Origin of the sequence: Streptomyces sp. YIM 121038, assembly GCF_006088715.1 — a bacterium.
GTDB lineage: Bacteria > Actinomycetota > Actinomycetes > Streptomycetales > Streptomycetaceae > Streptomyces.
Map to the genome: position 1 here is coordinate 1,214,204 of NZ_CP030771.1, position 20,702 is coordinate 1,234,905.

The window sequence follows — 20,702 nt, forward strand, 5'->3', positions numbered from 1 at the left end:
GGTGACGGCCATCAAGGCGGCCGCCTGCTACCACCCGGACCGGGTCCTGCCGGTCGCGGAGCTGCCGGGGCTCGCGGAACTCGGCGACGGCGAGCGCGAGACCTGTGCGCGCCTCGGCATCGACGAGGTCCGCGCGGACGAGACGCTGAGCGCGTTCGACCTGGCCGTGCGCGCGGCCCGGCAGACCCTGTCGGAGGCGCGGCTCGACGCGGCGGAACTGGGCGCGCTCGTCCTCATCGACGCGCGCGTCCCCGACACGCTGATGAGTTCGGCGGCCACCCGGCTGCAGGCGCTGCTCGGGGCGGAGCGCGCCCTGACCTTCTCGGTGGGCGGCCTCGGCTGCGTCTCCCTCACCCCGGCGCTGCTCACGGCCCGGGGCCTGCTCGCCGCCGACGGGGACCTGGACCACGTCCTGGTCGTGCACGGCAGCAAGCCGCCCACGCCCCTGCGCTACCGCCACCCGGTGACCGTCAGCGGCGACGGCGGCGCCGCCGCGGTGATCTCGCGCCGCGGCCCGGTGCGCGTCCTCGACGTCGTGCAGGAGACCAACGGCGCCCACTGGGACCTGTTCCGCGTCGACTACCGGGACCGGCCCACCGCGCGGTGGCGCGAGGAGTGCCGCGACATCCCGCAGTACTCCTTCCGGCTCGCCGTGGAGTCCCGCATCCGGCTGCGCGCGCTGCACCAGCGCCTCCTGGACCGCAACAACCTGGTGCCCGGGGACATCTCCCGCTACCTCAGCCACAACCTCTCCGAAGGCACCTTCCGGTTCACCGAGGAGGCCCTCGGCATCAAGATCAGTACGGCGTGCTTCGACAACCTCCGTCACTACGGGCACCTCGGCCCGAACGACGTCCTGCTGAACCTGCGCACCGAGCTCGACCGCGGCGGCCTGGCGGAGGGGCAGCGCGCGGTGCTGCTCAGCGCGAGCCCGGTCGCCGCGTGGAGCCTGCTGCTCGTGGAGATCGGCGACGGCGCCACGACCCACTACCTGTGAGAAAGAGGGCCCACCCATGGACACACCGAACGGGACGGACGCCGCCGACGCGGCGTCCGTGACCGAGGAGCTGCGCGCGTATCTGTCCGGCGCCCTGGGGCGGGAACCGGGCCCGGACGAGGACTACTTCGCCCTCGGCCTGGTGACCTCCCTGTTCGCGATCGAGCTGGTGAACTTCGTCGAGCAGCGGTACGGCATCGAGGTCACCGTCGACGACCTCGACCTGGACCACTTCCGCACCCTCGGCCGGCTGCGGGAGTTCGTCCTCGCGAAGGCCGCGGGCCGGGGCGCGGCGGCGTGAGCGGCACCGTCACGGCCGACCCTGCGGCCGTGGGGGCGCGGTTCGCCGACGCGGTGCGCCAGGACGCCGCCGCCTGGGACGCGCGCGGTGAACTGCCCGCCGAGGTGCGCCGCGCCCTCGCGCGGGACGGGCTGCTCGGCGCCGATCTGCCGCGCCGCCACGGCGGGCTCGGCGCCACGCCCGCCGAGCTGGGCGAGGTGTGTGCCCGGCTCGGCGGGGTGTGCGGCTCGCTGCGCGGCCTGGTCACCGTGCAGGGCATGGTGGGCGCGGCCCTGCTGCGCTGGGGCACCGCCGGGCAGCGCGAGCGGTGGCTGCCCGCGCTCGCCCGGGGCGAGCTGATCGCGGCCTTCGCCGCGACGGAGGCGGAGGCGGGCAGCGACCTGGCCGCCGTCGCCACCGCGGTCGAGCGGCACGGCGAGGCGTACGCGGTGAGCGGCGAGAAGCGCTGGATCACCTTCGGGGAGATCGCGGACGTGTATCTGGTCCTGGGCCGTACGGGCGGCCGCCCCGCCGCGGTGCTCGTCGAGGCCGACCGGCGCGGCGTGCGACGGGAGCCGGTGCGCGGCCAGCTCGGTCTGCGCGCCGCCCAGCTCGCCCACGTGACGTTCGACGACGTGCGCGTACCGCCCGAGAACCTGGTCGCTCCGCCCGGGTTCGGCCTGTCGCACGTGGCGGGCACCGCCCTCGACCACGGGCGGTTCACGGTGGCCTGGGGCTGCGTCGGGATGGCCGAGGCGTGTCTGGGCGCGGCCGCCGAGCACGCGGTGCGGCGCGCGCAGGGCGGGGTGGTCCTGGCCGAGCACCAGCAGGTGCGCGCGCTGTTGGGGCGCGCGGTGGTGGACGGCCGCGCCGCCCGGGAGCTGTGCCTGCGGGCCGCCCGGCTGCGGGCGGCCCGCGCCCCGGAGGCCGTGGCGGAGACCGTCGCAGCCAAGTACGCGGCGGCGCGCGCGGCCACCTCGGTGGCGGGGAGCGCGGTGCAGATCCTGGGCGCGGCCGGCTGCGCCCCCGACAGCCTGGTGGGCCGCTGCTACCGGGACGCCAAGGTCATGGAGATCATCGAGGGTTCGGCGCAGGTGTCCGAGCTGACCATCGCCGACCACCTGCTGCGCGCCCACGGACACGGGCGGGCCGGGCGGCGGCCCGAGGACGAGGGAGAGGGCCGATGAGCACACCGCCCCGCGGACCGCACGGCACGACGGCGGCCGGGCCGGGGACGGATCCCGCGCGGCCCCCGGAACCGACGGTGAAGTGCCTGGTGTGGGACCTCGACGACACCCTGTGGGACGGCGTCGTGCTCGAGGGCGACGCGCCCGTGCCCTTCGCGGCCGCCGTACGGACGGTACGCGCCCTCGACCGGCGGGGCGTCCTGCACGCGGTGGCGAGCCGCGGCGAGCACGACGTGGCCGCGGCACATCTGGCCGCGCACGGGCTCGACACCCTGTTCACCGTCCTGGAGGTGGGCTGGGGCGCCAAGTCCCGGGCCGTCGAGCGGATCGCGGCCGAGCTGAACATCGGCCTCGACACGGTCGCGTTCATCGACAACGACGCGGTGGAGCGCGCCGAGGTGGCCGCCGCGCTGCCGGACGTGCGCTGCTACCCCGCCCACGAGGCGGAACTCCTCACCTCCTACCCGGAGTTCACGCCGCGGTTCCTGACGGACGAGTCGGCGCTGCGGCGCGACCTCTACCGCACCGAGCGGCGGCGCAAGGCCGCCGAGGCCGAGCACACCGGGCCGCCCGCGGGGTTCCTGGCCTCGCTCGGCCTGGTCCTGACGGTCCGGCGGGCCACCGGCGCCGACCTCGCCCGCGCGCACGAGCTGACCGTGCGCACGCACCAGCTCAACACCACCGGGCGCACCTTCGGCCCGGACGAGCTGCGCGGCCTGTGCGCGGACCCCGGGCACGAGGTGCTGGTGGCCGGGCTCACCGACCGGTTCGGCTCCTACGGCACCATCGGGCTCGCGGTGACCGCGCTCCGGGACGGCGCGACCGTGCTCGAACTGCTCCTGATGTCCTGCCGGGTGATGTCCCGGGGCGTCGGCGCGGTGCTCATCGACCACATCGTCGCGACGGCCCTGGCCGCGGGCCGCCGCCCGGTCGCGGAGTTCGTGCCCACCGACGTCAACCGGCAGATGCTGGTCACGCTGCGCTTCAGCGGCTTCGCGGTGGTGGCGGACGCCGGTGACCGCCTCACCCTGGCCATCGACCCGGACGACCCGCCGCCCGCCCGCAAGCACCCGGTACGGGTGGTCACCGCATGAGCGGCGCCCGCCGCGGCACCGGCAGGAACGAGGAGGATCCCATGGTTCAGGACGGCGTCGGAGGCGGTGTCGTCGGCGTGGTCGGCGCCGGGACGATGGGCGTCGGCATCGCGCAGTGCCTCGCCGAGGCCGGGCACCGCGTGGTGGCCGTCGACCCCGAGGAGGCCGCCCTCGCTTCGGCCCCGGCCCGGCTCCGCGACGGCGTCCGGCTGGCCAGGATGGTCCGCGGGGCGACCGCGGCGGTCCCGCCGGACCAGGCCCTCGCGGCGGTCACCTGGACCGCGCGCCTGGAGGACCTGGCCGAGGCGTGGTTCGTGCTCGACTGCGCGCCGGAGCGCATACCCCTGAAGGAGAAGCTGTTCCGCGACCTCGACGAGGTGTGCCCGCCCGGGGCGGTCCTCGCCACGGGGACCTCGGCCATCCCGGTCGAGCGGCTCGCCGCGCGCACGGGGCGGCCGGACCGGGTGCTCGGCCTGCACTTCATGAACCCGGCGCCGATGAAGGAGGCCGTGGAGGTGGTCCGCGGCCCGCGGACGTCCGACGAGACCCTGGACACGGCCCTCGCCCTGCTCGCGGGCATCGGCAAGAAGGGCATCGTGGTCGCCGACGGCCCCGGGTTCGTCTCCAACCGGGTCCTCATGCTCACCATCAACGAGGCCGCCACCGTGGTGCGGCAGGGCACCGCGGACCCGGCCACCGTCGACCGGATCTTCGAGGAGTGCTTCGGGCACACCATGGGGCCGCTGGCCACCGGCGACCTGATCGGCCTGGACACCATCGTGGACACGCTGTACGTCCTGCTCGAATGCACCGGCGACCAGCGCTTCCAGCCCTGCGAGGGGCTGGAAGCGCTGGTCGCCGACGGTCATCTGGGCCGCAAGAGCGGCCGGGGATTCCACCGCTATCCGGCCCGCGCGCCGAGGTGACCCCCCGGCGCGCGGCGCCCTGGTGCGGTGCGGGCCCGCCCTAGGGGGCGAGCCGGTAGGCGTTGCTGATCGTCTCGGTCATGGTGTTGCCCGAGGTGTCCTTGAGGTACACCCGGTACGACACGGCCTTGGCCGTCGCCGGGTGCCGCACGCTCGCCGTGCGCGCGCCCGCGGCGTCGGTCGTGACGGGGGCGGTCTTCCAGGTCCTGCCGCCGTCGTAGGAGACCTTGACGGTCAGCTCGGCGACCTTGCCCCGGCCCGCGGCGGCCCCGGCCACCTTCAGCGGCACGGTCAGCGTGCCGCCCGCGGGGGCGGTGCCGTTCAGCGCCAGCTTCGGGGCGAGGCGGACGGTGGAGAGGGGCAGGTCGGTGGGCGGCTCGTCGGGCGTCTTCGCCGAGGTGAACGTCCAGGCGACGGCCACCTTCGTGCTCGTCGTGGCGTCCTTGGCCGGGCGGCTCGCCTCCATGGTCAGGCGGTACGGGGCGGAGGCGGCGGGGAGTTCGGCGTTCACCGCGCCGGGCGCGCCCTTCGCGATCAGGCGGCCGCCGGACTCCAGGCGGGTGGAGCCGCCGCTCACGGGAGAGGTGCCCGAGTGGCCCGCGCCGTCGCTGAACAGCTGGACGTAGGCGTCCATGGAGTTGCCCGCCCGGCGCGCGCCCTGGCTGCTGTCCGCCTTCAGGTCGGGGCCGACCACGCCGGTGTTGAAGTTCAGCGTGTAGCGCTTGCCCGCCTTGTACGCGACCGGGTCCGTGCCGTAGCTGATGCTCGGCTCACCCGTGTCGTCGAGCTGCTCCATGGACCAGCTCCAGCGCAGGCCCTTGGTGGTGACGTAGCTCGTGCCGGAGGCCGGGAGGTTCAGCTTGGTCGGCGACAGGAGGTTCGGGCCGTAGCCGTTCGTGCCGATGGGCAGGGCGGCGAGGGTGCCCTTGCGCCGGGCGGCGGAGGAGCCCGCGCCGATCTTCATCTCGGCGAGTTCGGCCTTGGTGGTGGCGTGCTTGAGGCCGGTGAACCAGGTGCCGGTGCGGCCGAAGGCGAGCCGGTAGTCGACCTTCTTCGTCGCGCCCGGGACCTTCCAGAGGCCGCTGTACTGGGCGTGGAAGGTGGGCGACTCCGGGCCGAGCCCGGCGGTGCGGACGGCCGTGGCGTCGGTGAGGCTCCAGCTGCCGGAGATGCCGGTCGCCTGGTCCTCGTAGCTGATGTGCGCCTCCGCCAGGCGCGCGGTCCTGTCCGGGGTGGTGACGGCGAACGGCTTGGCCTTGCGGGCGTCCAGCGTGATCGACTTCTTGGCGCCCACCGTCAGCTTCGGCTGGACGAAGACCGTGAGCCGCCCGCTCGGGTCGTAGACGGAGCTCTCCAGCGCGTAGGTGCCCTTGGGCACCCGCAGCGTGGCCTCGCCGTCGCGGTAGGGCACCTGGAGCTTCTTCTGCGTGGCGGGGTCGGTGAGCGTGGTGACGTAGGTGGACGCGCTCTCGCCGCCGGCGTCGAGGTGCCGGAACGTGACGTCGTACGACTCGACTTCGCGCTCGACGACCAGGCCGGTGCGCACGGACTGGCCGTCACCGGCGGCCAGCAGGCTGCCGCCGTAGGTGCCGTCGGCGGTGCCGAGCTTCGTGTTGACGGTGACCGTGGTCTTCGCGGTGCCGCCCGCCGGAACGGTGAGCTCGGTGTCCGCCGCGGTGAACAGGGCGGCCGGTCCTGGGCGGCCCGCCGGGTCCACGCTGGTGGTGGACAGCTTGAGGGTGACGGGCTTGGTGCCGTAGTTGCGGTAGGTGACGGTCTTGGCGACCGGCTTGTCGTCGGTGTGCGGCCACGCCTGCGTGCCGAAGGCGAGCGTGCCGGGCTGGGAGACCACGGAGGCGGTGATGGCGCGGGTCAGGTCCACCCGGCCCGCCCCCTGCTGGTACGGGTTGAGCTTGGGGTTGGGCTTGGCGGAGCCGGTGAGCGCGGCCTTGAGCTGCGGTCCGGTCCACGTGGGGTGCTGCTGGAGGAGCAGGGCGGCCGACCCGGAGACGTGCGGGGCCGCCATCGAGGTGCCGGACATGGCGACGTAGCCGTTGCCCTCGGTCCCGGCGGGACCGTCGGTGGAGGCGGCGGCGGTGATCTCGACGCCGGGGGCGGAGACGTCCGGCTTGGCGACGCCGTCGGCCGAGGGGCCGTGGCTGGAGTCCTCCGCGATCCGGCCCTGCTTGTCGACCGAGCCGACCGTGAGGGCCGCGGGGGCGCTGCCGGGGGTGGTCAACGTGCCCGCGCCGGGGCCCTCGTTGCCCGCCGACGCGACGAACAGGGCCTTGCCGGAGAGCCGGGCGACGGCCTCCTCCATCGGGTCGGTGCCCTGGGTGTCGAGGCTGCCGAGGCTCATGTTGACGATCTTGGCGCCGTTGTCGACGGCCCACTGCATGCCCGCGATGATGTCGGAGTCGTAGCCCCCGCCCACCTCCTCGGAGATGACCTTGCCGTCCAGGATCCGCACGCCGGGGGCCACGCCCTTGTACTTGCCGCCCGACTTGGCGCCGGAGCCCGCGACGGTCGAGGCGACGTGCGTGCCGTGGCCCATGCGGTCCTTGGCGTCGGGTGCCGTGGTGAAGTTCTTCTCGATGACCTCGACGCCCTTGAGGTCCGGGTGCGTCTGGTCGACCCCGGTGTCCAGGACGGCGACCTTCACGCCCTTGCCGGTGTATCCGGCCTGCCACATGGTGGGGGCGCCGATCAGCGGCACGCTCTTGTCGAGCGCGGGGCGGACCTTGGCGTCCAGCCAGACGTGGGCGACGGCCGGAACGGCGGTGGTGCGGACGTTCGCACGGCCGCCCGTGCCGCGGGTGAGCGCCGACCACAGGTCCGCCGTGTCGGACTTGGGCGTGCTGAACGCCTCGCCGCCGAGGGTGGGGAGCTCGCGGCGGTCATGGGCGCGGCCCTTGAACGTGTCGGCGGCCCGGAAGCTGTTGGCCTTGCCCGGCCGGTAGCCGACGATCAGCGGCAGCGACGGGCTGCGCGCGTCGTCGTACCGGTCCTTGACGAGCTGTGTGACGTCGAAGAGCCGCCGGTCGAGCCGGCCCGCGGTGATCAGCTCCTGGGCGTCCTGCGGCACGGCGAACACGTGCCCCGCCTCGCGCCGCACCGAGATCGTGACCTCTTCGCGGCCCTTGCCGCGGATGAGGCGGACGACCTCGCCGCCGCCCCTGGCGACGACCACCCGGTCGCCGGTGATCAGCGTGACCGTCGCCGTCTTCCCGGCCCGGTCCCCCCGACCGCTCTTGGCGGCCGCGGCCGCGGCGCCGTCCCGCGGTGTCCCGGTGTCGGCTGCCGCCGCCCCCGTGAGCAGTGCTCCGGACAGTACGGCGGCCATCGCCGCCGCCCCCACCCTCGATATGCCTGTCACCCGAATTGCCTGTCCCTTGAACGTGCCGATGCGCCCCCCGTGAGACGCGATCTTGGCACGGGCGGTTCTCAGGAGACGATTCCGGCCGGGCGGCCCCGTCCGTACCGCCTCCACCAGGGACGTCAATACCGGTATGAATCCACCGCAATCCGGACGAACGAGCGGATCAGTGGGTTGGTGTCCCCCTCGTTCCAGGCCACCAGGACGCGGCTGGGCTCCATGTCGGCCAGCGGCACCACGGTGAGGCCCCGGCCCGGCTCGTGACCCAGGGGCGTCATGCCGACCGTGCCGTTCCACAGGACGGCCTGCCGGCACTCCTGGACGGCGCGCACCACCGGGCCCTCGCGCGGTTCGCCGCCGCTCCAGTACGTCTGCCAGACGCCGTCGGTGCCCTGCGGGAAGAGGAACCAGCGGCGGTCGGCCAGATCGGCCAGGCGCAGGCGGTCGCCGCGGGCCAGCGGGTCGTCGGCGCGCAGCAGCGCGCCCACCGGGTCGGCCCGCAGCTCCCGGGTGCTCAGGCCCGTCTCGTCGAACGGCCCGCGGGTCAGGGCGACGTCGACGAGCCCGGCGTGGAGCCCGCAGGTGGGATCGGTCAGGTCGGTCTCGCGGACGCGGACCTCGACGTGCGGGTGGCGCCCGCGGAAGGCCTCGGCCAGGCGGGCCGCGTCCGGGTCGGCGCTGTCGCCCAGGATGCCGACGGTGAGGGTCGCGGCACCGGCCGCCGCGGCCACCCGGGCGTGCACCTGCTCGGCCCGCTCCAGCAGGGCGCGCGCCTCGTCGAGGAGCACCGAGCCCGCGCCGGTGAGCCGGACACCGGCGGACGACCGCACGAACAGGGCGGCGCCGAACCCGGTCTCCAGCTGTTTGATCGCCCGGCTCAGCGGCGGCTGGCTCATGTGCAGCCGGGCGGCGGCCCGCCCGAAGTGCAACTCCTCGGCGACCGCCACGAAATAGCGCAGCGTGCGCAGCTCCATGACAGCACGATACCCGTGGGGTATCGAGGGCACGGAAGGGGTCTTGGACACCCCGGGCGCACCGGCGGTGGAATCGACGCATGACAGAGACACCGAAGACCGCTGCCACACCCGACACCGGTACGCCGGACGCCGACCCCGCCGTGACCGTGGTCGGTCCGGGCGAGGGCGAGGTCATCGTCCTGGGCACCACGCGCATGCGCGTCCTGGAGGACGGCGCCGCCACCGGGAACCGCCTGGGCTGCACCGAGTCCGTCCTCGCACCGCACACGCCCGGACCGCCGCAGCACCGCCACGCCCGGCACGACGAGGGCTTCTACGTCCTCTCCGGCTCGGTGCGCTTCACGGTCGGCAGGCAGGACCACGACGTGCCCGCGGGCGCGTTCGTGACGGTCCCGCCCGGGGCCCCGCACACCTTCGCCAACGTGACCGGCGAACCGGCCGTCATGCTCAGCGTGTTCACGCCGTCCCTGTACGTGCAGTACTTCCGGGACCTCCAGGCGGCGGCCGCCGAGGGCCGGAGCCTGACCCCGCAGGAGCACCTGCGGACGATGAGCCGCTACGCCACCGAACCGGCCACCGACGTCGCCCCGTGAACGTCGCCTACGGAGTCATCGCCGCTCTGCTCGCCCTCTTCTACCTCTACGGCGGCGGGTTGAAGGCGGTCCGCAGCCGCGAGCGGCTCCTGCCGATGATGGCCTGGGTGGACGACACCCCGATGCCGGTGGTCAGGAGCCTCGGGGCCGTGGAGGTGCTGGGCGCGCTGGGGCTCGTCCTCCCGCCGCTGACCGGGATCGCGCCCTGGCTCGGCTCTGCCGCGGCCGTCGGGTTCGTGGCCCTGCAGCTCGCCGCGATCAGGGTGCACCTGCGCCGCGGCGACCGCGCGGTCGCCCTCAACGTCACGCTGCTGCTCGCCGCGGCCGCCACCGCCGGGCTCTCGACGGCGTGGTGGTGACGTCGGCGCGCCCCCGGGTCACGGTGTCGAGCACAGGTCGCCGCGCAGGTCCGTGCTGCCGACCTCGCCGTTCAGGATGTGCAGGGAGAACTGGAGGTCGCGCAGGCCGCCCAGGGAGCCGAGGTCCCGGGCCATGTGCCCTTCGAGGGCGCGCAGATGGGAGCGGACGGTGAATTCGGAGAGGCCGAGGGCGCGGGCGGTGGGTTCGATGTGGGCGTCGTGCGCGAGCCAGACCGTCGCGGTGGCGAGCAGGTTCCTGCGGTCGCCGCGCGCGCCGCACAGCAGGTTGTCCGCCCAGGCCCTGGCTTCGGGCGAGGCGAGGAGCGACTCCAGGGTGGGCGTCGCGCCGCCGACCAGGGTGAGGGAGCGCTCGGGCCGGTGCCGGTCGGCGAGCAGGTCGAGGGCGAGCCCGACGGTGGCCCGGTCCCGCACGGTCGCGAAGTCCATGTCCAGGAGCTCGGCCGCCTTGGCCACGCGGCGCCTGACGGTGTTGCGGTGCACGCGCAGCCGCCGGGCCGCCACCGCGTAGGGGAAGGCGAGGGCGGTGGGCAGGGTGTCCCGCATCTGCTCCCCCTGCGCGTCCGGCCCGAGGAGCGGGTCGAGGAGCCCGCGGGCCCAGCGCCGCGCCGCGTCCCGTGGCAACACGCTGACCAGGTCGGTGCTCTGCGCGGACAGCGCCACCGCGTCGGGGCGGCGCAGCGCGAACCGCTGTGCGGTGATCGCCTCCTGGAGGGCGTCGGCGAGCATCACCATCGGGTGCGTGCCGCTGCCGCCCAGCGAGGCGTCGGCGCCCAGCTCGGCGACGAGCCGGGTGAGCGCGGTGGCCACCGCGTCACCGGTGCGGCGCGGCCGGATCGGCTCGACGACCAGGATCCGGCGGTCCTCGCGCGGATCGGCGACGACCAGGGCCCGGCCCGCCGTTCCCGCCTCGCAGCGGAGCAGGACGGCGTCGCGCCGGTCCTGGGGGGTCTCGACGACGAAGACGCGGACGGCGTCCGGGGTGAGCAGTCCCGGCGCCTGGGTGGCCATGACCCGGCGCGCCTTGTCGACCTCGGCGTCCAGGAGCAGTTCCACGGCCGCCATCCGGGCCGCGTGCGCGGCGTCGGCGGCGGCGCGGTGCTCGCGGCGCGCCTGGTCGAGCAGGCCGAGCAGGCGCGCGGCGTGCCGCATGAGCCGGAGGTCGGCGTCGTCGAAGGGGGGCGAGCGACGGGCGACGGCCAGCACCGTGTTCCCGGCGTCCGCCGCGGAGACGGCGCCGACCGCGGCGAGGTCTCCGGCCGTGGCGCCCCGGCCGCCCCAGGCGTCGTCGGCGGGGGCGGGGGGCTGTGCGTCGCCCGCCGACGAGAGGGGGATGAGCCGGGTGTGCGGACCCTGTGACCGGTCGTGCGCGAGGCCTTCGCGGTGGCCGCGCAGGAACGCCTCCGCCAGGGCCTCGGCCGCGGTCTCGGGCGACGCGGCGAGGACGCTGCCGGGCTCGCTGACGAGGACCTGCGCCCGCAGGGCCCGCGCCAGCCAGTCCGCGATGCGCTGCATGGCCTCGGGGTCGGCGGCCCGGGTGGGCAGCTGCTGGACGAGGGTGGTGAGCTGACCGGCGCGGGCCTCGGCCTCGGCGAGCCGTCGCTCGGTGAGGTCGCGGCCCGCCCTGACCCACTGGCGCGGCGGCGCGGTGGTGGTGAGCAGGGGGACGCCGAGTGCGGCGGACACCTCCCGCACCGCCAGGGAGAACGGCTGGTGGGCGCCGGACAGGACGCTCACCGCGAGGCCCGCGCACCCGTCGAGGGCCAGCTGTTCCAGGAGCGTCTCCAGGGCGACTTCCGCGCGCCCCCGCAGCCGGAACGGCATCTCGGTGAGCAGGACGAGGGAGCCGGGTTCGAGGCGGCGCTGCGGCTCGCCCTCCAAGAGCTGGGGCAGGGTCAGGGTCGCCAGTCCGGCGACCCTGACCGCCTCGTGCGGTGTGGCGGCGACGCCTCCGGCGAAGGCAAGCTCGAGTTCGACCCTGCCGACCAGTGCGCCCAGCGTCAGCACGTCATCTCCCCCGTATTCCCCCGTGCGTACGACGTGTTGTCCGCCCCGGTTGTCCCGGCCGCTTCACCACAGCGCCTACTCAACGGGTTGCGTCCAGGGATTGCAAGCGACAAGGTGTGCACTGCCCACAAGTTGCGGAGACTGTCGGAAGGAGGGGCGCGTGGCTCGCGAACGATCCGGTCGGACCGTCGCGCACCTCGTGCTCGCCACCCGGCTGAAGGTCCTCCGCGAGGCCGCCGGGCTTTCGCTCAAGCAAGCCGCTTCGGCCCTCGGCGCGCACCCCGCCACGGTCCGCCGGATCGAGCAGGCCCAGACGTCCCTGGACGTGGGTCAGGTGTCCGTGCTCCTCGCGGCGTACGGGGCGGCGCGGGTGGAGACCGAGGAGTTCCTGGGCAAGTTGGCGAGTGCCAACGCCCCGGGGTGGTGGCACCCCTGGCGCGCCGTGATGGACCCGTGGCAGCTCGACCTGATGAGCGTGGAGTCCGCGGCCGGAATCGTACGCACGTGGGAGCCCGCACTCGTTCCGGCTCTGCTGCGCACACCGTCGTACGCGCGCGCCGTCGACGACGTGCTGCGCCCGGACCTCTCCCCCGCGGCCAAGGACCGCAGAACCGATCTGCTGGTCCAGCGCCAGGAGCGGCTGCGCACCCAGCAGACCCGCATCTGGGCCGTGATGTCAGCCGCGGCCCTGCACACCCGCGTCGGACTGCCGGGGGTGATGACCGAGCAGCTGGAGGTGTTGCGCGCCACGGCCGAGCGGCCGGACGTCACGCTGCAGATCCACCCGCTGGACGGGCCCCCGCACGCGCTGACCGGCAAACCGCCGCTGACCCTGTTCCGCGTCGAGGTGCCGGAGATCTCCGACCACGTGGTCAGGGAGGGCGGCCTGGCCGGCACCGCCGACGTCTGGGACGCGCCCGACACGGTGACGGCCTACCGTCTGCTCCTCGACTACTCCTGCGCCACCGCACTCCACCCCGACAAGTCGAAAGAGGTACTGGACCTGTCATGACCGAACCGATGAGGCTCCCCCCGCGGTTGGACGAGATCGACAGTTCCGTCGCCCACAGCGCGCGCGTGTGGAACTACTGGCTGGGCGGCAAGGACTGGTACGAGGCCGACAGGGCCGCCGGTGACGCCTACCGCGACAAGTACCCCCTGATCGAGCCGTTCGCCCAGGAGTCCCGGGGCTTCTTGGTGCGCACCGTCACCTGGCTGGCCAAGGAGGCCGGGATCCGGCAGTTCCTGGACGTGGGCGCGGGCCTGCCCACGGCCAACAACACCCACGAGGTGGCCCAGCGCATCGCCCCGGAGAGCCGGGTGGTGTACGTCGACCACGACCCGCTCGTGCTCCTGCACGTCCAGGCGATGGGCAAGAGCACCCCCGAGGGGGCCATGGACTACGTGCTCGCGGACATGCGCGACACCGAGGCGGTCCTCACGGGCACGGCCAAGACGCTGGACATGACCCGGCCCGTCGCCCTGGTGATCAACGACGTCCTCGGGCACATCGTGGACTGGGAGGAGGCCCTCGGTCTGGTGCGGCGCCTGGTGGCCCGGCTGCCCTCGGGGAGCTATGTGTCCCTGAGCCACTCCACGGCGTCGGACGACAGGCACCGCGAGGTGCAGGAGGAGTACAACAACTCGGGCGCGATTCCGTACGTCTTCCGTGAGCCGGAGGTGACCGTCGCGTTCTTCGAGGGCCTGGAGATGGTCGAGCCCGGCTATGTGTCCTGGCCCCACTGGCGGCCCGAGGCGACCACCGGCACCCTCACCGCGCGAGCGGGGTGGGGTGGGGTCGCGCGGATACCGTGATGACGACGCGCGGCCCGGGCCGTGAGCCGCACCCCGCACGGACCCCGGCCCCGTCCGCCGTGGAGCACGCGCAGGTGGTGCGGCGGCTGACACGTGCGGCGGCCCGCTCCGGCGCGCTCCTCGTCGCCGAGGTCGCCGCCCTGGCCGAGGGCTGGGCGGCGCTCGTGGACCCGGCGGCCGGCCTCGTGCACGCCACGCCGGACTCGGCGGGGCCCACGGCGCTGCGGGCCGCCGCGCACCCGCAGGCGCACCCGCACGTGAGCGTCCATCAGGTGCCGGGGGCGCAGGGCACCGTCCTCGTGGTCTGCCCCGGCGTGGCGGCGGCCCCGCCCCTGACGGCGCTCGTCACGCAGTGCGCCGTCGACCTGCTGCGCCTGCGGGCCCGGCACGCGGAGGAGACGCGCGGCGCCGAACAGCGCGTGCACACCGCCGTACTGCGGCTGCTGCTGCGCGGCCAGCACCGGCTCGCCGCCGAGGTCCTCGGCGGGGAGACCGCCACGCACGCCACCGTGTACCGCCTCACCGGGCGGGCCCTGCACACCGCCCACCACGCGCTGTGGCGGGCGACGCAGCCCGACCTGTCGAACGGCACCCGCACGCTGGTCAGTCTGGACGGGGCGGAGCTGACCGTCGTCGCCCTGCACGGCGCCCGCGACCTGCCCCGGGCCGACGCCGGTCACCCGACGCTCGCGCTCGTCGCGCGCGTCGCCGACCGGCACCAGCTGACCGGGGGCGCGGCGGCCCCCGCGCCCCTGGACATGTTCGTCACCGCTTGGGCCGAGGCGGGGAGCACCCGCAACAGCACCTCCATCGGCCGCCTCACCTCGGTGACCGGCCTGGGGGCGCACGGGCTGCTCCACGTGATACCGCCGGACCGCCTCGTCACCTGGTCCGCGGCCGTGCTCCAGCCGCTCGACGGCAGGGAGCGGCGCACCCTGGAGGCCTGGCTGCGCTCGGGCTCCGCACAGGCCGCCGCCCCCGCGCTCGACGTGTCCGAGGGCACGGTCCGCTCGCGGCTGCGCGGCATCGGCGTCCTGCTCGCGGTCGACCTCGACCACCCCACCGTGCAGGCCCAGTCGCTGCTCGCGCTGCGCGCCCCGGCCGCACCCGTCCCGGCCGCGGCGGCGCAACCCCTGCTGCCGAGCCCGCCGTTGCCCGCCGCCCTGCTCAGCGCCGAGCGGGCGGGGCGCTGGGCGTCCGGGCTGCTCCAGCCGCTCGACCCGCGGCTGCGCATCGCGCTGCGCTGCTGGCTCGCGCACCGCGGCCGCACCGCGCCCGCCGCCACCGAACTGGCCCTGCACCGGACCACCCTCAGCACCTGGCTGAGCGAGTGCGGCCGCCTCCTGGACCTGGACCTGTCGGCCGCGACCGTCCGGACGGAGCTGCACCTGGCCGTGGAGACGGCCGCGGCCACCGACGACGTACCGGCGGCGCTGCCGCGCCGGGGCGGCCGGACGTACCGCGAGCCGGGGCGGTAGCCGCCCGCCCACACGCCGTACCGGCGCCCCCGGCGGTAACAGAATTCGCCACGACGCTTCTCCTGGTTCACACGGGGCTGGTGGGCTGACCGCGCCCACATCACCCATCTCAGGAGGCGCGCGTGAATCTCGTCGTCAACGGCGACGCGGAGAGCGGGGCGGGCGGCAGCGCCGACCCCGTCACCACCGTCCGCGGCTGGAAGGTCGTCCAAGGAGCCCCGGCGCTCGTCCCGTACAGCCTGGGCGGCGGCTATCCGACCCCGTCGGACCCCGGCCCCGCGCGGCGCGGCAGCCGCTTCTTCTCGGGCGGCAACAGCCCGCGCACCGCCCTGGTGCAGGACGTCGCCCTGCCCCGGAGCGGGCCGACCGGACGCAGGGCCGTCGACGCGGGCGAGGTGCGCTACGCCGTGACCGCCTGGCTCGGCGGCTACGCGGGGCAGGAGGACGGCGCCCGCCTCTCCGTGGAGTTCCGCGACGCCAAGGGCACCCCGGTGGCCCTCAGCGTGCTCGGCCCGGTGAGCTCCGCCGAACGCGAGGGCCGCACGGCGCTGCTCGAACGCGCGGCGGCGGCCCAGGTGCCGCCCGGCGCGCGCACGGCGCGGGTCCTGCTGGTGTTCACGCGCAGTGGCGGCGGCACCTCCAACGACGGCTACGCCGACGCCGTCTCCCTCACCCTCGAGCCCACCGGAGACCGCTGATGACCGTGAACCGCCGTGACCTCCTCAAGGCCGCCGCGGCCGCGGGCGCGCTCAACCTGGCCTGGCCGCTCGCCCCGGGGCTCACCCCCGCGCAGGCCCGCGAGGCCGCCGAGCGGCTCGGCGCGGAGTACGACCGCGCGCCGTTCACGCTCGGCGTCGCCTCCGGTGATCCGCAGCGGCACTCGGTGCTCCTGTGGACCAGACTCGCGCCCGAGCCGCTGGCCGCCGAGCAGCAGCTCCCCGAGGTCGTCGAGGTCGAGTGGGTCGTCGCCAAGGACGCCCGCCTGCGCCACGTCGTCGCGCGCGGGACGGCTCCGGCGTCGGCGACGCTCGGGCACAGCGTGCACGTGCCGGTGAGCGGGCTCGCCCCCGGCCGCCACTACTGGTACGCGTTCAAGGCGCTCGGCAGGACCAGCCGGGTCGGCCGGACGCGGACCGCGCCGCGCGGCCGGGTGAAGAAGGTGACCTTCGCCGCCGCCAACTGCCAGGCGTTCCACGACGGCTTCTACGCCGCGCACCGGGGCATCGCGCAGGAGAACGTCGACTTCGTCGTGCACCTCGGCGACTACATCTACGAGCACGGGCAGGTCGGCGGCGTGCCGGAGAAGCACGTGCGCGACCACGACGGGCCGGAGATCCTCACGCTCGCCGACTACCGCAAGCGGCACGCCCTGTACAAGGGCGACAAGTCGCTGCGCGAGGCGCACGCCGCGCACCCGTGGTTCCTGACCTGGGACGACCACGAGGTCGTCAACGACTACAGCGGCACCGGGGGCGGCGCGCCGTTCATGCGGCGCCGCGCGGCCGCGTACCAGGCGTGGTTCGAGCACATGCCGCACCGCGACTCCTTCGGCGGTTCCGCGCTGCCGGACCCGGAGATCCACCGGGTGCGCCGCTGGGGCGACCTGCTCGAACTCACCGTCCTCGACCTGCGGTCGTACCGCTCGGCGCAGAACCTGCCGGACGGAACGATCCTCGGCGCCGAGCAGAAGGCGTGGCTGAAGAAGACCGTCGACAGGGCTCCGGACTCCTGGCACGTGTGGGCCAACTCGATCATGCTGAGCCAGCTGCGCGGCAGGCCCGGCGGCTCGTACATGTTCACCGACCAGTGGGACGGCTTCCTCGCCGAGCGCAAGGAGGTCCTCCAGCACGTGCACGGCAGCGGCCTGGAGGACCTGGTGGTCATCACGGGTGACTGGCACTCGGCGTTCGTCGACGACATCCGCACCGACTTCGACGCGCCCGACTCCCCCTTGGTCGGCACGGAGTTCACCGCGCACTCGGTGACGTCGGGCGCGTACTCCCCGGAGTGGAACGCCGCCAACGGCCCCGTGATGGGCAAGGCCAACCCGCACCTGAAGTACTTCGAGGGCAACCGGTACGGCTACGACGTGTACGAGGTGACTCCGGAGCGCTTCAGCACGCACATGCGGGTGATCGGCGACCGCCGCGACCCGCGCTCCCCCGTCACCACGCTGACCACCTTCCACGTGGACCGGGGCAGGGCGGGGTCGTACGAGGACGACGCCACGAAGGCGTCACCCGCGCAGTACCGCAGGGACCCGGCGGGTTAACGTCCCTACGCCTGATGAGCTGCGGGTACGTGTGACTCGTTCCATGTGAGTGCACATCGCGTGCACATGACCCCGATGGCAACAGCTCTTGGCACGTGAGGACACAGCAACAGCAGGACGTGATGCGGCGTCCACGACTCCAGGTGTTCCGCCGCCTCTCACGTCCACGCGTGTGCGCCACCCACCACCAACTAAGAGGTCAATCAGGCTGCAGATGCCCGGAAGGCGCTCGACGGGCGAGCCGATCGCCACTTGGAGTTCCACGCGTGCAAGGTTGGCCCCCAGCCAGAAGTGGGGGCCGTGCCCGAAGGCGAGGTGCCTGCTTTCGGCGGTCCGGTGGATGTCGAACTCATCCGGGTCGGCGAAGTGCCGCGGGTCGTAGTTGGCGGCCACCACCGGCACCAGGACAGCTTGCCCCTTCCGCACCGTGCCACCGGACGGGAGGGGCAGGTCCGCGGTGACCACGCGCAGCAGGCCTCCGTGCCCGGGCACCTCCGTGCGGAGGATCTCCTCGACGGCTCCAGGCCGGCCCTCGCGCGCTCGTCAGCGGCGTGAAGGGCCGACCAACGCCTGCAGTCGAGGACGGAGACGAGGCCTTGCGGAGCACCTCCGCGGATGCGGAGCGGCCTCTGGCTCTGGCTCTGGCTCTGGCTCTGGCTGCTCACTCGGCGGGGTGAACTTCTACCCGTATGCCCGCAGTTGCCTTCATCCAGGTGGTTTTGAACCGTCGTACCCGGCCTAGACTCCGCGCTCATGTCGCTCTGGCTGCTCAACCACTTCAGCACCTTCACGCTAGCCGTCATCACCGTGGGCGGAACCGTTCTCCTGGCCGTCGGCGGCAGTGTGCTGCTGCGGCGCAGGTACCCCTCGCTGATCCAAGGGGAGCACAACGACATGGTCGGTGTGACCCTCGGAATGTTCGGCGCGATCTACGGGATCATTCTCGCGTTCGTGATCGTCACCCTGTGGACGCAAGTGGAGGACACCCAGACCATCGTCGCCACCGAAGCCACCGACGCGGCCCTCATCGCCCGCGACGCCGCCGCGTTCCCGCCGCCGGTGCACGCCCGCCTCGACTCAGCGATGAGCGGCTACGTCCACGCAGTCGTCGAGGACCAGTGGCCCCGGATGCGCGAGGGGAACCCCAGCTACGGAGCGACCGAGACACATCTGCGGGCCGCTTACGAGGTCCTCCAGGCGTACGACCCGACAACCGATCGGGAGCAGGTCTTCTACGAACAGGCCGTCGGCCATCTCGACGACGTCGCCACGCAGCGGCGCGCCCGCATCACGATGGCGCGCCAGGAACTCCCCGTGCTGCTCCAGGTATTGGCGTTCGGCGGCGCACTCGTCCTGGTCCCGCTGACCTTCCTCTACGGCCTTCGCAAACTGCGGGTCCAGATGCTGTTCGTCGCCTCGGTCGCCGCGCTCGTCGGCTTCAGCCTGCTACTGGTCGTCGTCCTGGACCGCCCCTTCGCCGGCGACCTCGACGTCAGCCCCGCCCCGTACCGCGAGGGAGCGCTTGCCCAGTACTGGGTCAAGTGACGCAGTGAGCATGGCCGGTGCCTGGCCGGATGTGTTCTCCGGGGCGTGCGGGGTGGCGGGTCCGGGGTCCGGGGGTGGCTCCGGGTGGTGGTACGGGTGGGTGTCGCCCGCCCCGGGCCGTACGCGGGAGCGGGGATGGCGCTGCTGGCGTGTGGGCTGCGTCGGTGTGCTCCGCGCGCCCTGCCCGGCGGGGCTTGCCGCGTGATCGTGCACGCGTCACGTTGAACGGTGAACCCTGCACGGGCTGCGGCTGCGGCGAGGCCGGTAGCGGTGGTCCGGTGTTTTCAGCGGGCGCGGCCGGAGGCGAGGTCCAGGGATGGCGGTGCGGGCGGCGGGGCTGCTGGCGACGGTCACGGTGCCGCAGGACGTGCGGGCCCTGCCGCCGGAGGCGCTGCCCCAGCTGGCTCACGAGATCCGCGCCTTCCTGGTGAAGAAGGTATGCGCGGCCGGGGGGCATCTGGGGCCGAACCTGGGGGGTGGTGGAACTCACCCTCGCGCTGCACCGGGTCTTCGATGCCCCGCGCGACACGCTCGTCTTCGACACGGGGCACCAGACGTATGTGCACAAGCTGCTGACCGGACGGCAGGGCTTCGACCGGCTGCGGCAGCAACACGAGGGCGCTCCTTCTGAGGGTAATGCACCACGTGGAAGCTGCTCTGCAACGGCTGCTCCCGGGCCGATCAGGACCACGATGACGGAGGACACCATGGCTCAGCCGGCTTCTGAGAACCTGCTTTCCTTCGCCTTCCCCGCTTTGACCAAGCGTTTCCCTCCGGGCCGGTTGCATCCGCTCGCCGACAGGGAGGAGGAACGTACCGGAGCGTGGTGCCGCGAGCATCTGTCCTGGCTGCTTCCTCATTCCGGGCAGATGGAGGCTTTCCTCGCTGACCAGTGCGCGCTGGTCGGGCTGTACACCCATCCGGATGCCTTGCCCGACCGCATCACCCCGATCTGTGACATCTACCAGTTCTTCGGAGCGGTCGACAACGTCCTGGACAATGTCGACATCGCGGACCGCGGCACCCCCGCCATACGCGCCGTGGTCCAGCAGCTGCTCGACTCCATGCGCACGGGGGCGGGCGCAGCCGGTGACTCCTTGTACGCCAAGGAAGTCACCGAGCTGGTCTGTCGTTTCCACGCACACATGAGCGTGGCGCAGCGGCAGCGGCTGCAGGAGGCCCTCGCCGAGTACGTGCACGGGTGCGCTGTCGAGGACCCTCTGCGTACCGGAAATTCCGATCTGGACTTCGCTACCTTCATCGGGATTCACCTGAAGTCGGGGACCCGGGCCCTGGTCCAGCTCATGGTGGAATTCGGGCTGGGCATAGACATGACCGCCCCGCTGGCCGCCTGCCCGGCTTTGCAGGCGGCGGCCGATGCCTCGGTCAAGCACTGTCTGCTGACCAACGACCTGTTCTCCTACCGCAAGGAGCACTTCCACGGCGACGCGACCATGAACGCCCTGACCGTCTTCCTGCGGGACGGTTGCCATACCCTCCAGCAGGCCGTGGACCGGTTGTGCGAACAGGTGCACACGGCCGAGGAGGAGTTCTACACCGCCCAGGGAGAGGTCCTGGACAGCGCCGTCGGACAGTGCCCCGATGTCCGTGCCTATCTGCACGGTCTGGAGATGTTCTCGGCCGGGTTCGTGTGCTACGGCTTTACTTGCGGGCGCTACAACGGTCCGGGCCACCGGTGGAACGGTGTGGAGTCCGGTCTGATGGTCTTGCACCCGGACCGGACCGAGTACCGGTAACCCCTTTCGGGATCTTTCCGA

General features: G+C 73.6%; 17 protein-coding genes and 1 pseudogene. 15 read left to right on the forward strand and 3 right to left on the reverse strand.

Translation table 11 applies throughout. The features are described 5' to 3' along the window. Position 1: 1 nt before the first annotated feature. Genes C9F11_RS04570 through C9F11_RS04590 form a run of 5 tightly spaced genes read left to right on the forward strand, consistent with a single transcriptional unit; the run spans position 2 to position 4,484 of the window. Complete coding sequence (locus C9F11_RS04570) at positions 2-997, forward strand: ketoacyl-ACP synthase III family protein (protein ID WP_138958032.1); 996 nt, start codon at positions 2-4, stop codon at positions 995-997. Positions 998-1,013: 16 nt separating this feature from the next. Beyond that, entirely contained in the window at positions 1,014-1,298 is a 285-nt protein-coding gene (locus C9F11_RS04575; RefSeq protein ID WP_138958033.1) for an acyl carrier protein, read from the forward strand. Then, positions 1,295-2,464: an acyl-CoA dehydrogenase family protein gene (locus C9F11_RS04580; RefSeq protein WP_249401595.1), complete on the forward strand. Its 1,170-nt coding sequence runs from the start codon at positions 1,295-1,297 to the stop codon at positions 2,462-2,464. The genes C9F11_RS04575 and C9F11_RS04580 overlap by 4 nt, the downstream gene beginning before the upstream one ends. Further along, positions 2,461-3,558, forward strand: coding sequence for an HAD-IIIC family phosphatase (locus C9F11_RS04585; protein WP_138958034.1), 1,098 nt, complete (start codon positions 2,461-2,463; stop codon positions 3,556-3,558). The genes C9F11_RS04580 and C9F11_RS04585 overlap by 4 nt, the downstream gene beginning before the upstream one ends. Before the next feature lie 41 nt (positions 3,559-3,599). Further along, positions 3,600-4,484 (forward strand): 3-hydroxyacyl-CoA dehydrogenase family protein, encoded by an 885-nt coding sequence (locus tag C9F11_RS04590; protein WP_171075632.1) that lies wholly within the window; start codon positions 3,600-3,602, stop codon positions 4,482-4,484. A gap of 40 nt (positions 4,485-4,524) precedes the next feature. Here C9F11_RS04590 and C9F11_RS04595 read toward each other — a convergent pair whose 3' ends face one another. Both C9F11_RS04595 and C9F11_RS04600 read right to left on the reverse strand, forming a co-directional pair. Beyond that, complete coding sequence (locus C9F11_RS04595) at positions 4,525-7,827, reverse strand: S8 family serine peptidase (protein WP_138958036.1); 3,303 nt, start codon at positions 7,825-7,827, stop codon at positions 4,525-4,527. A gap of 155 nt (positions 7,828-7,982) precedes the next feature. Next, positions 7,983-8,834: a LysR substrate-binding domain-containing protein gene (locus tag C9F11_RS04600; protein ID WP_138958037.1), complete on the reverse strand. Its 852-nt coding sequence runs from the start codon at positions 8,832-8,834 to the stop codon at positions 7,983-7,985. Positions 8,835-8,914: 80 nt separating this feature from the next. Between C9F11_RS04600 and C9F11_RS04605 the strand changes: the two genes are divergently transcribed. Next, the gene (locus C9F11_RS04605) at positions 8,915-9,430 is read left to right on the forward strand and encodes a cupin domain-containing protein (protein WP_138958038.1); all 516 of its coding nucleotides are present in this window, start codon (positions 8,915-8,917) and stop codon (positions 9,428-9,430) included. After that, positions 9,427-9,789 carry a DoxX family protein gene (locus C9F11_RS04610; RefSeq protein ID WP_138958039.1) on the forward strand — a complete coding sequence of 121 codons (363 nt, stop codon included), beginning with the start codon at positions 9,427-9,429 and terminating at the stop codon, positions 9,787-9,789. The genes C9F11_RS04605 and C9F11_RS04610 overlap by 4 nt, the downstream gene beginning before the upstream one ends. A gap of 18 nt (positions 9,790-9,807) precedes the next feature. Here C9F11_RS04610 and C9F11_RS04615 read toward each other — a convergent pair whose 3' ends face one another. Continuing rightward, complete coding sequence (locus C9F11_RS04615; RefSeq protein ID WP_138958040.1) at positions 9,808-11,814, reverse strand: PucR family transcriptional regulator; 2,007 nt, start codon at positions 11,812-11,814, stop codon at positions 9,808-9,810. A gap of 160 nt (positions 11,815-11,974) precedes the next feature. Between C9F11_RS04615 and C9F11_RS04620 the strand changes: the two genes are divergently transcribed. The 8 genes and pseudogenes from C9F11_RS04620 to C9F11_RS48510 all read left to right on the forward strand — a co-directional run bounded on the left by C9F11_RS04620 (position 11,975) and on the right by C9F11_RS48510 (position 20,681). Then, positions 11,975-12,826, forward strand: coding sequence for a helix-turn-helix transcriptional regulator (locus C9F11_RS04620; RefSeq protein WP_138958041.1), 852 nt, complete (start codon positions 11,975-11,977; stop codon positions 12,824-12,826). Then, a complete protein-coding gene (locus C9F11_RS04625; RefSeq protein WP_138958042.1) occupies positions 12,823-13,629 on the forward strand; it encodes an SAM-dependent methyltransferase in 807 nt (268 codons plus the stop codon). The genes C9F11_RS04620 and C9F11_RS04625 overlap by 4 nt, the downstream gene beginning before the upstream one ends. Further along, a complete protein-coding gene (locus tag C9F11_RS04630) occupies positions 13,629-15,107 on the forward strand; it encodes a helix-turn-helix domain-containing protein (RefSeq protein WP_138958043.1) in 1,479 nt (492 codons plus the stop codon). The genes C9F11_RS04625 and C9F11_RS04630 overlap by 1 nt, the downstream gene beginning before the upstream one ends. A gap of 122 nt (positions 15,108-15,229) precedes the next feature. Continuing rightward, on the forward strand, positions 15,230-15,805 hold the full coding sequence (locus C9F11_RS04635) for a phosphoesterase (protein ID WP_138958044.1): 576 nt from the start codon (positions 15,230-15,232) through the stop codon (positions 15,803-15,805). After that, positions 15,805-17,379, forward strand: coding sequence for an alkaline phosphatase D family protein (locus tag C9F11_RS04640; RefSeq protein ID WP_138958045.1), 1,575 nt, complete (start codon positions 15,805-15,807; stop codon positions 17,377-17,379). The genes C9F11_RS04635 and C9F11_RS04640 overlap by 1 nt, the downstream gene beginning before the upstream one ends. Before the next feature lie 753 nt (positions 17,380-18,132). Further along, the gene (locus tag C9F11_RS04650) at positions 18,133-18,924 is read left to right on the forward strand and encodes a DUF4239 domain-containing protein (RefSeq protein ID WP_138958046.1); all 792 of its coding nucleotides are present in this window, start codon (positions 18,133-18,135) and stop codon (positions 18,922-18,924) included. 316 nt (positions 18,925-19,240) lie between these two features. Beyond that, positions 19,241-19,529: pseudogene (locus C9F11_RS48505) on the forward strand (1-deoxy-D-xylulose-5-phosphate synthase N-terminal domain-containing protein); the annotation flags it as partial. Between the two features lie 102 nt (positions 19,530-19,631). Beyond that, a complete protein-coding gene (locus tag C9F11_RS48510; protein ID WP_346347445.1) occupies positions 19,632-20,681 on the forward strand; it encodes a hypothetical protein in 1,050 nt (349 codons plus the stop codon). Positions 20,682-20,702: the final 21 nt, after the last annotated feature.

Coding starts and splice junctions, on each gene's coding strand:
- C9F11_RS04575 (WP_138958033.1), top strand. CDS start 1,014: ATGGACACACCGAACGGGACGGACGCCGCCGACGCGGCGTCCGTGACC.
- C9F11_RS04585 (WP_138958034.1), top strand. CDS start 2,461: ATGAGCACACCGCCCCGCGGACCGCACGGCACGACGGCGGCCGGGCCG.
- C9F11_RS04590 (WP_171075632.1), top strand. CDS start 3,600: ATGGTTCAGGACGGCGTCGGAGGCGGTGTCGTCGGCGTGGTCGGCGCC.
- C9F11_RS04595 (WP_138958036.1), bottom strand. CDS start 7,827: ATGGCCGCCGTACTGTCCGGAGCACTGCTCACGGGGGCGGCGGCAGCC.
- C9F11_RS04600 (WP_138958037.1), bottom strand. CDS start 8,834: ATGGAGCTGCGCACGCTGCGCTATTTCGTGGCGGTCGCCGAGGAGTTG.
- C9F11_RS04605 (WP_138958038.1), top strand. CDS start 8,915: ATGACAGAGACACCGAAGACCGCTGCCACACCCGACACCGGTACGCCG.
- C9F11_RS04625 (WP_138958042.1), top strand. CDS start 12,823: ATGACCGAACCGATGAGGCTCCCCCCGCGGTTGGACGAGATCGACAGT.
- C9F11_RS04630 (WP_138958043.1), top strand. CDS start 13,629: ATGACGACGCGCGGCCCGGGCCGTGAGCCGCACCCCGCACGGACCCCG.
- C9F11_RS04640 (WP_138958045.1), top strand. CDS start 15,805: ATGACCGTGAACCGCCGTGACCTCCTCAAGGCCGCCGCGGCCGCGGGC.
- C9F11_RS04650 (WP_138958046.1), top strand. CDS start 18,133: ATGTCGCTCTGGCTGCTCAACCACTTCAGCACCTTCACGCTAGCCGTC.
- C9F11_RS48510 (WP_346347445.1), top strand. CDS start 19,632: ATGGCTCAGCCGGCTTCTGAGAACCTGCTTTCCTTCGCCTTCCCCGCT.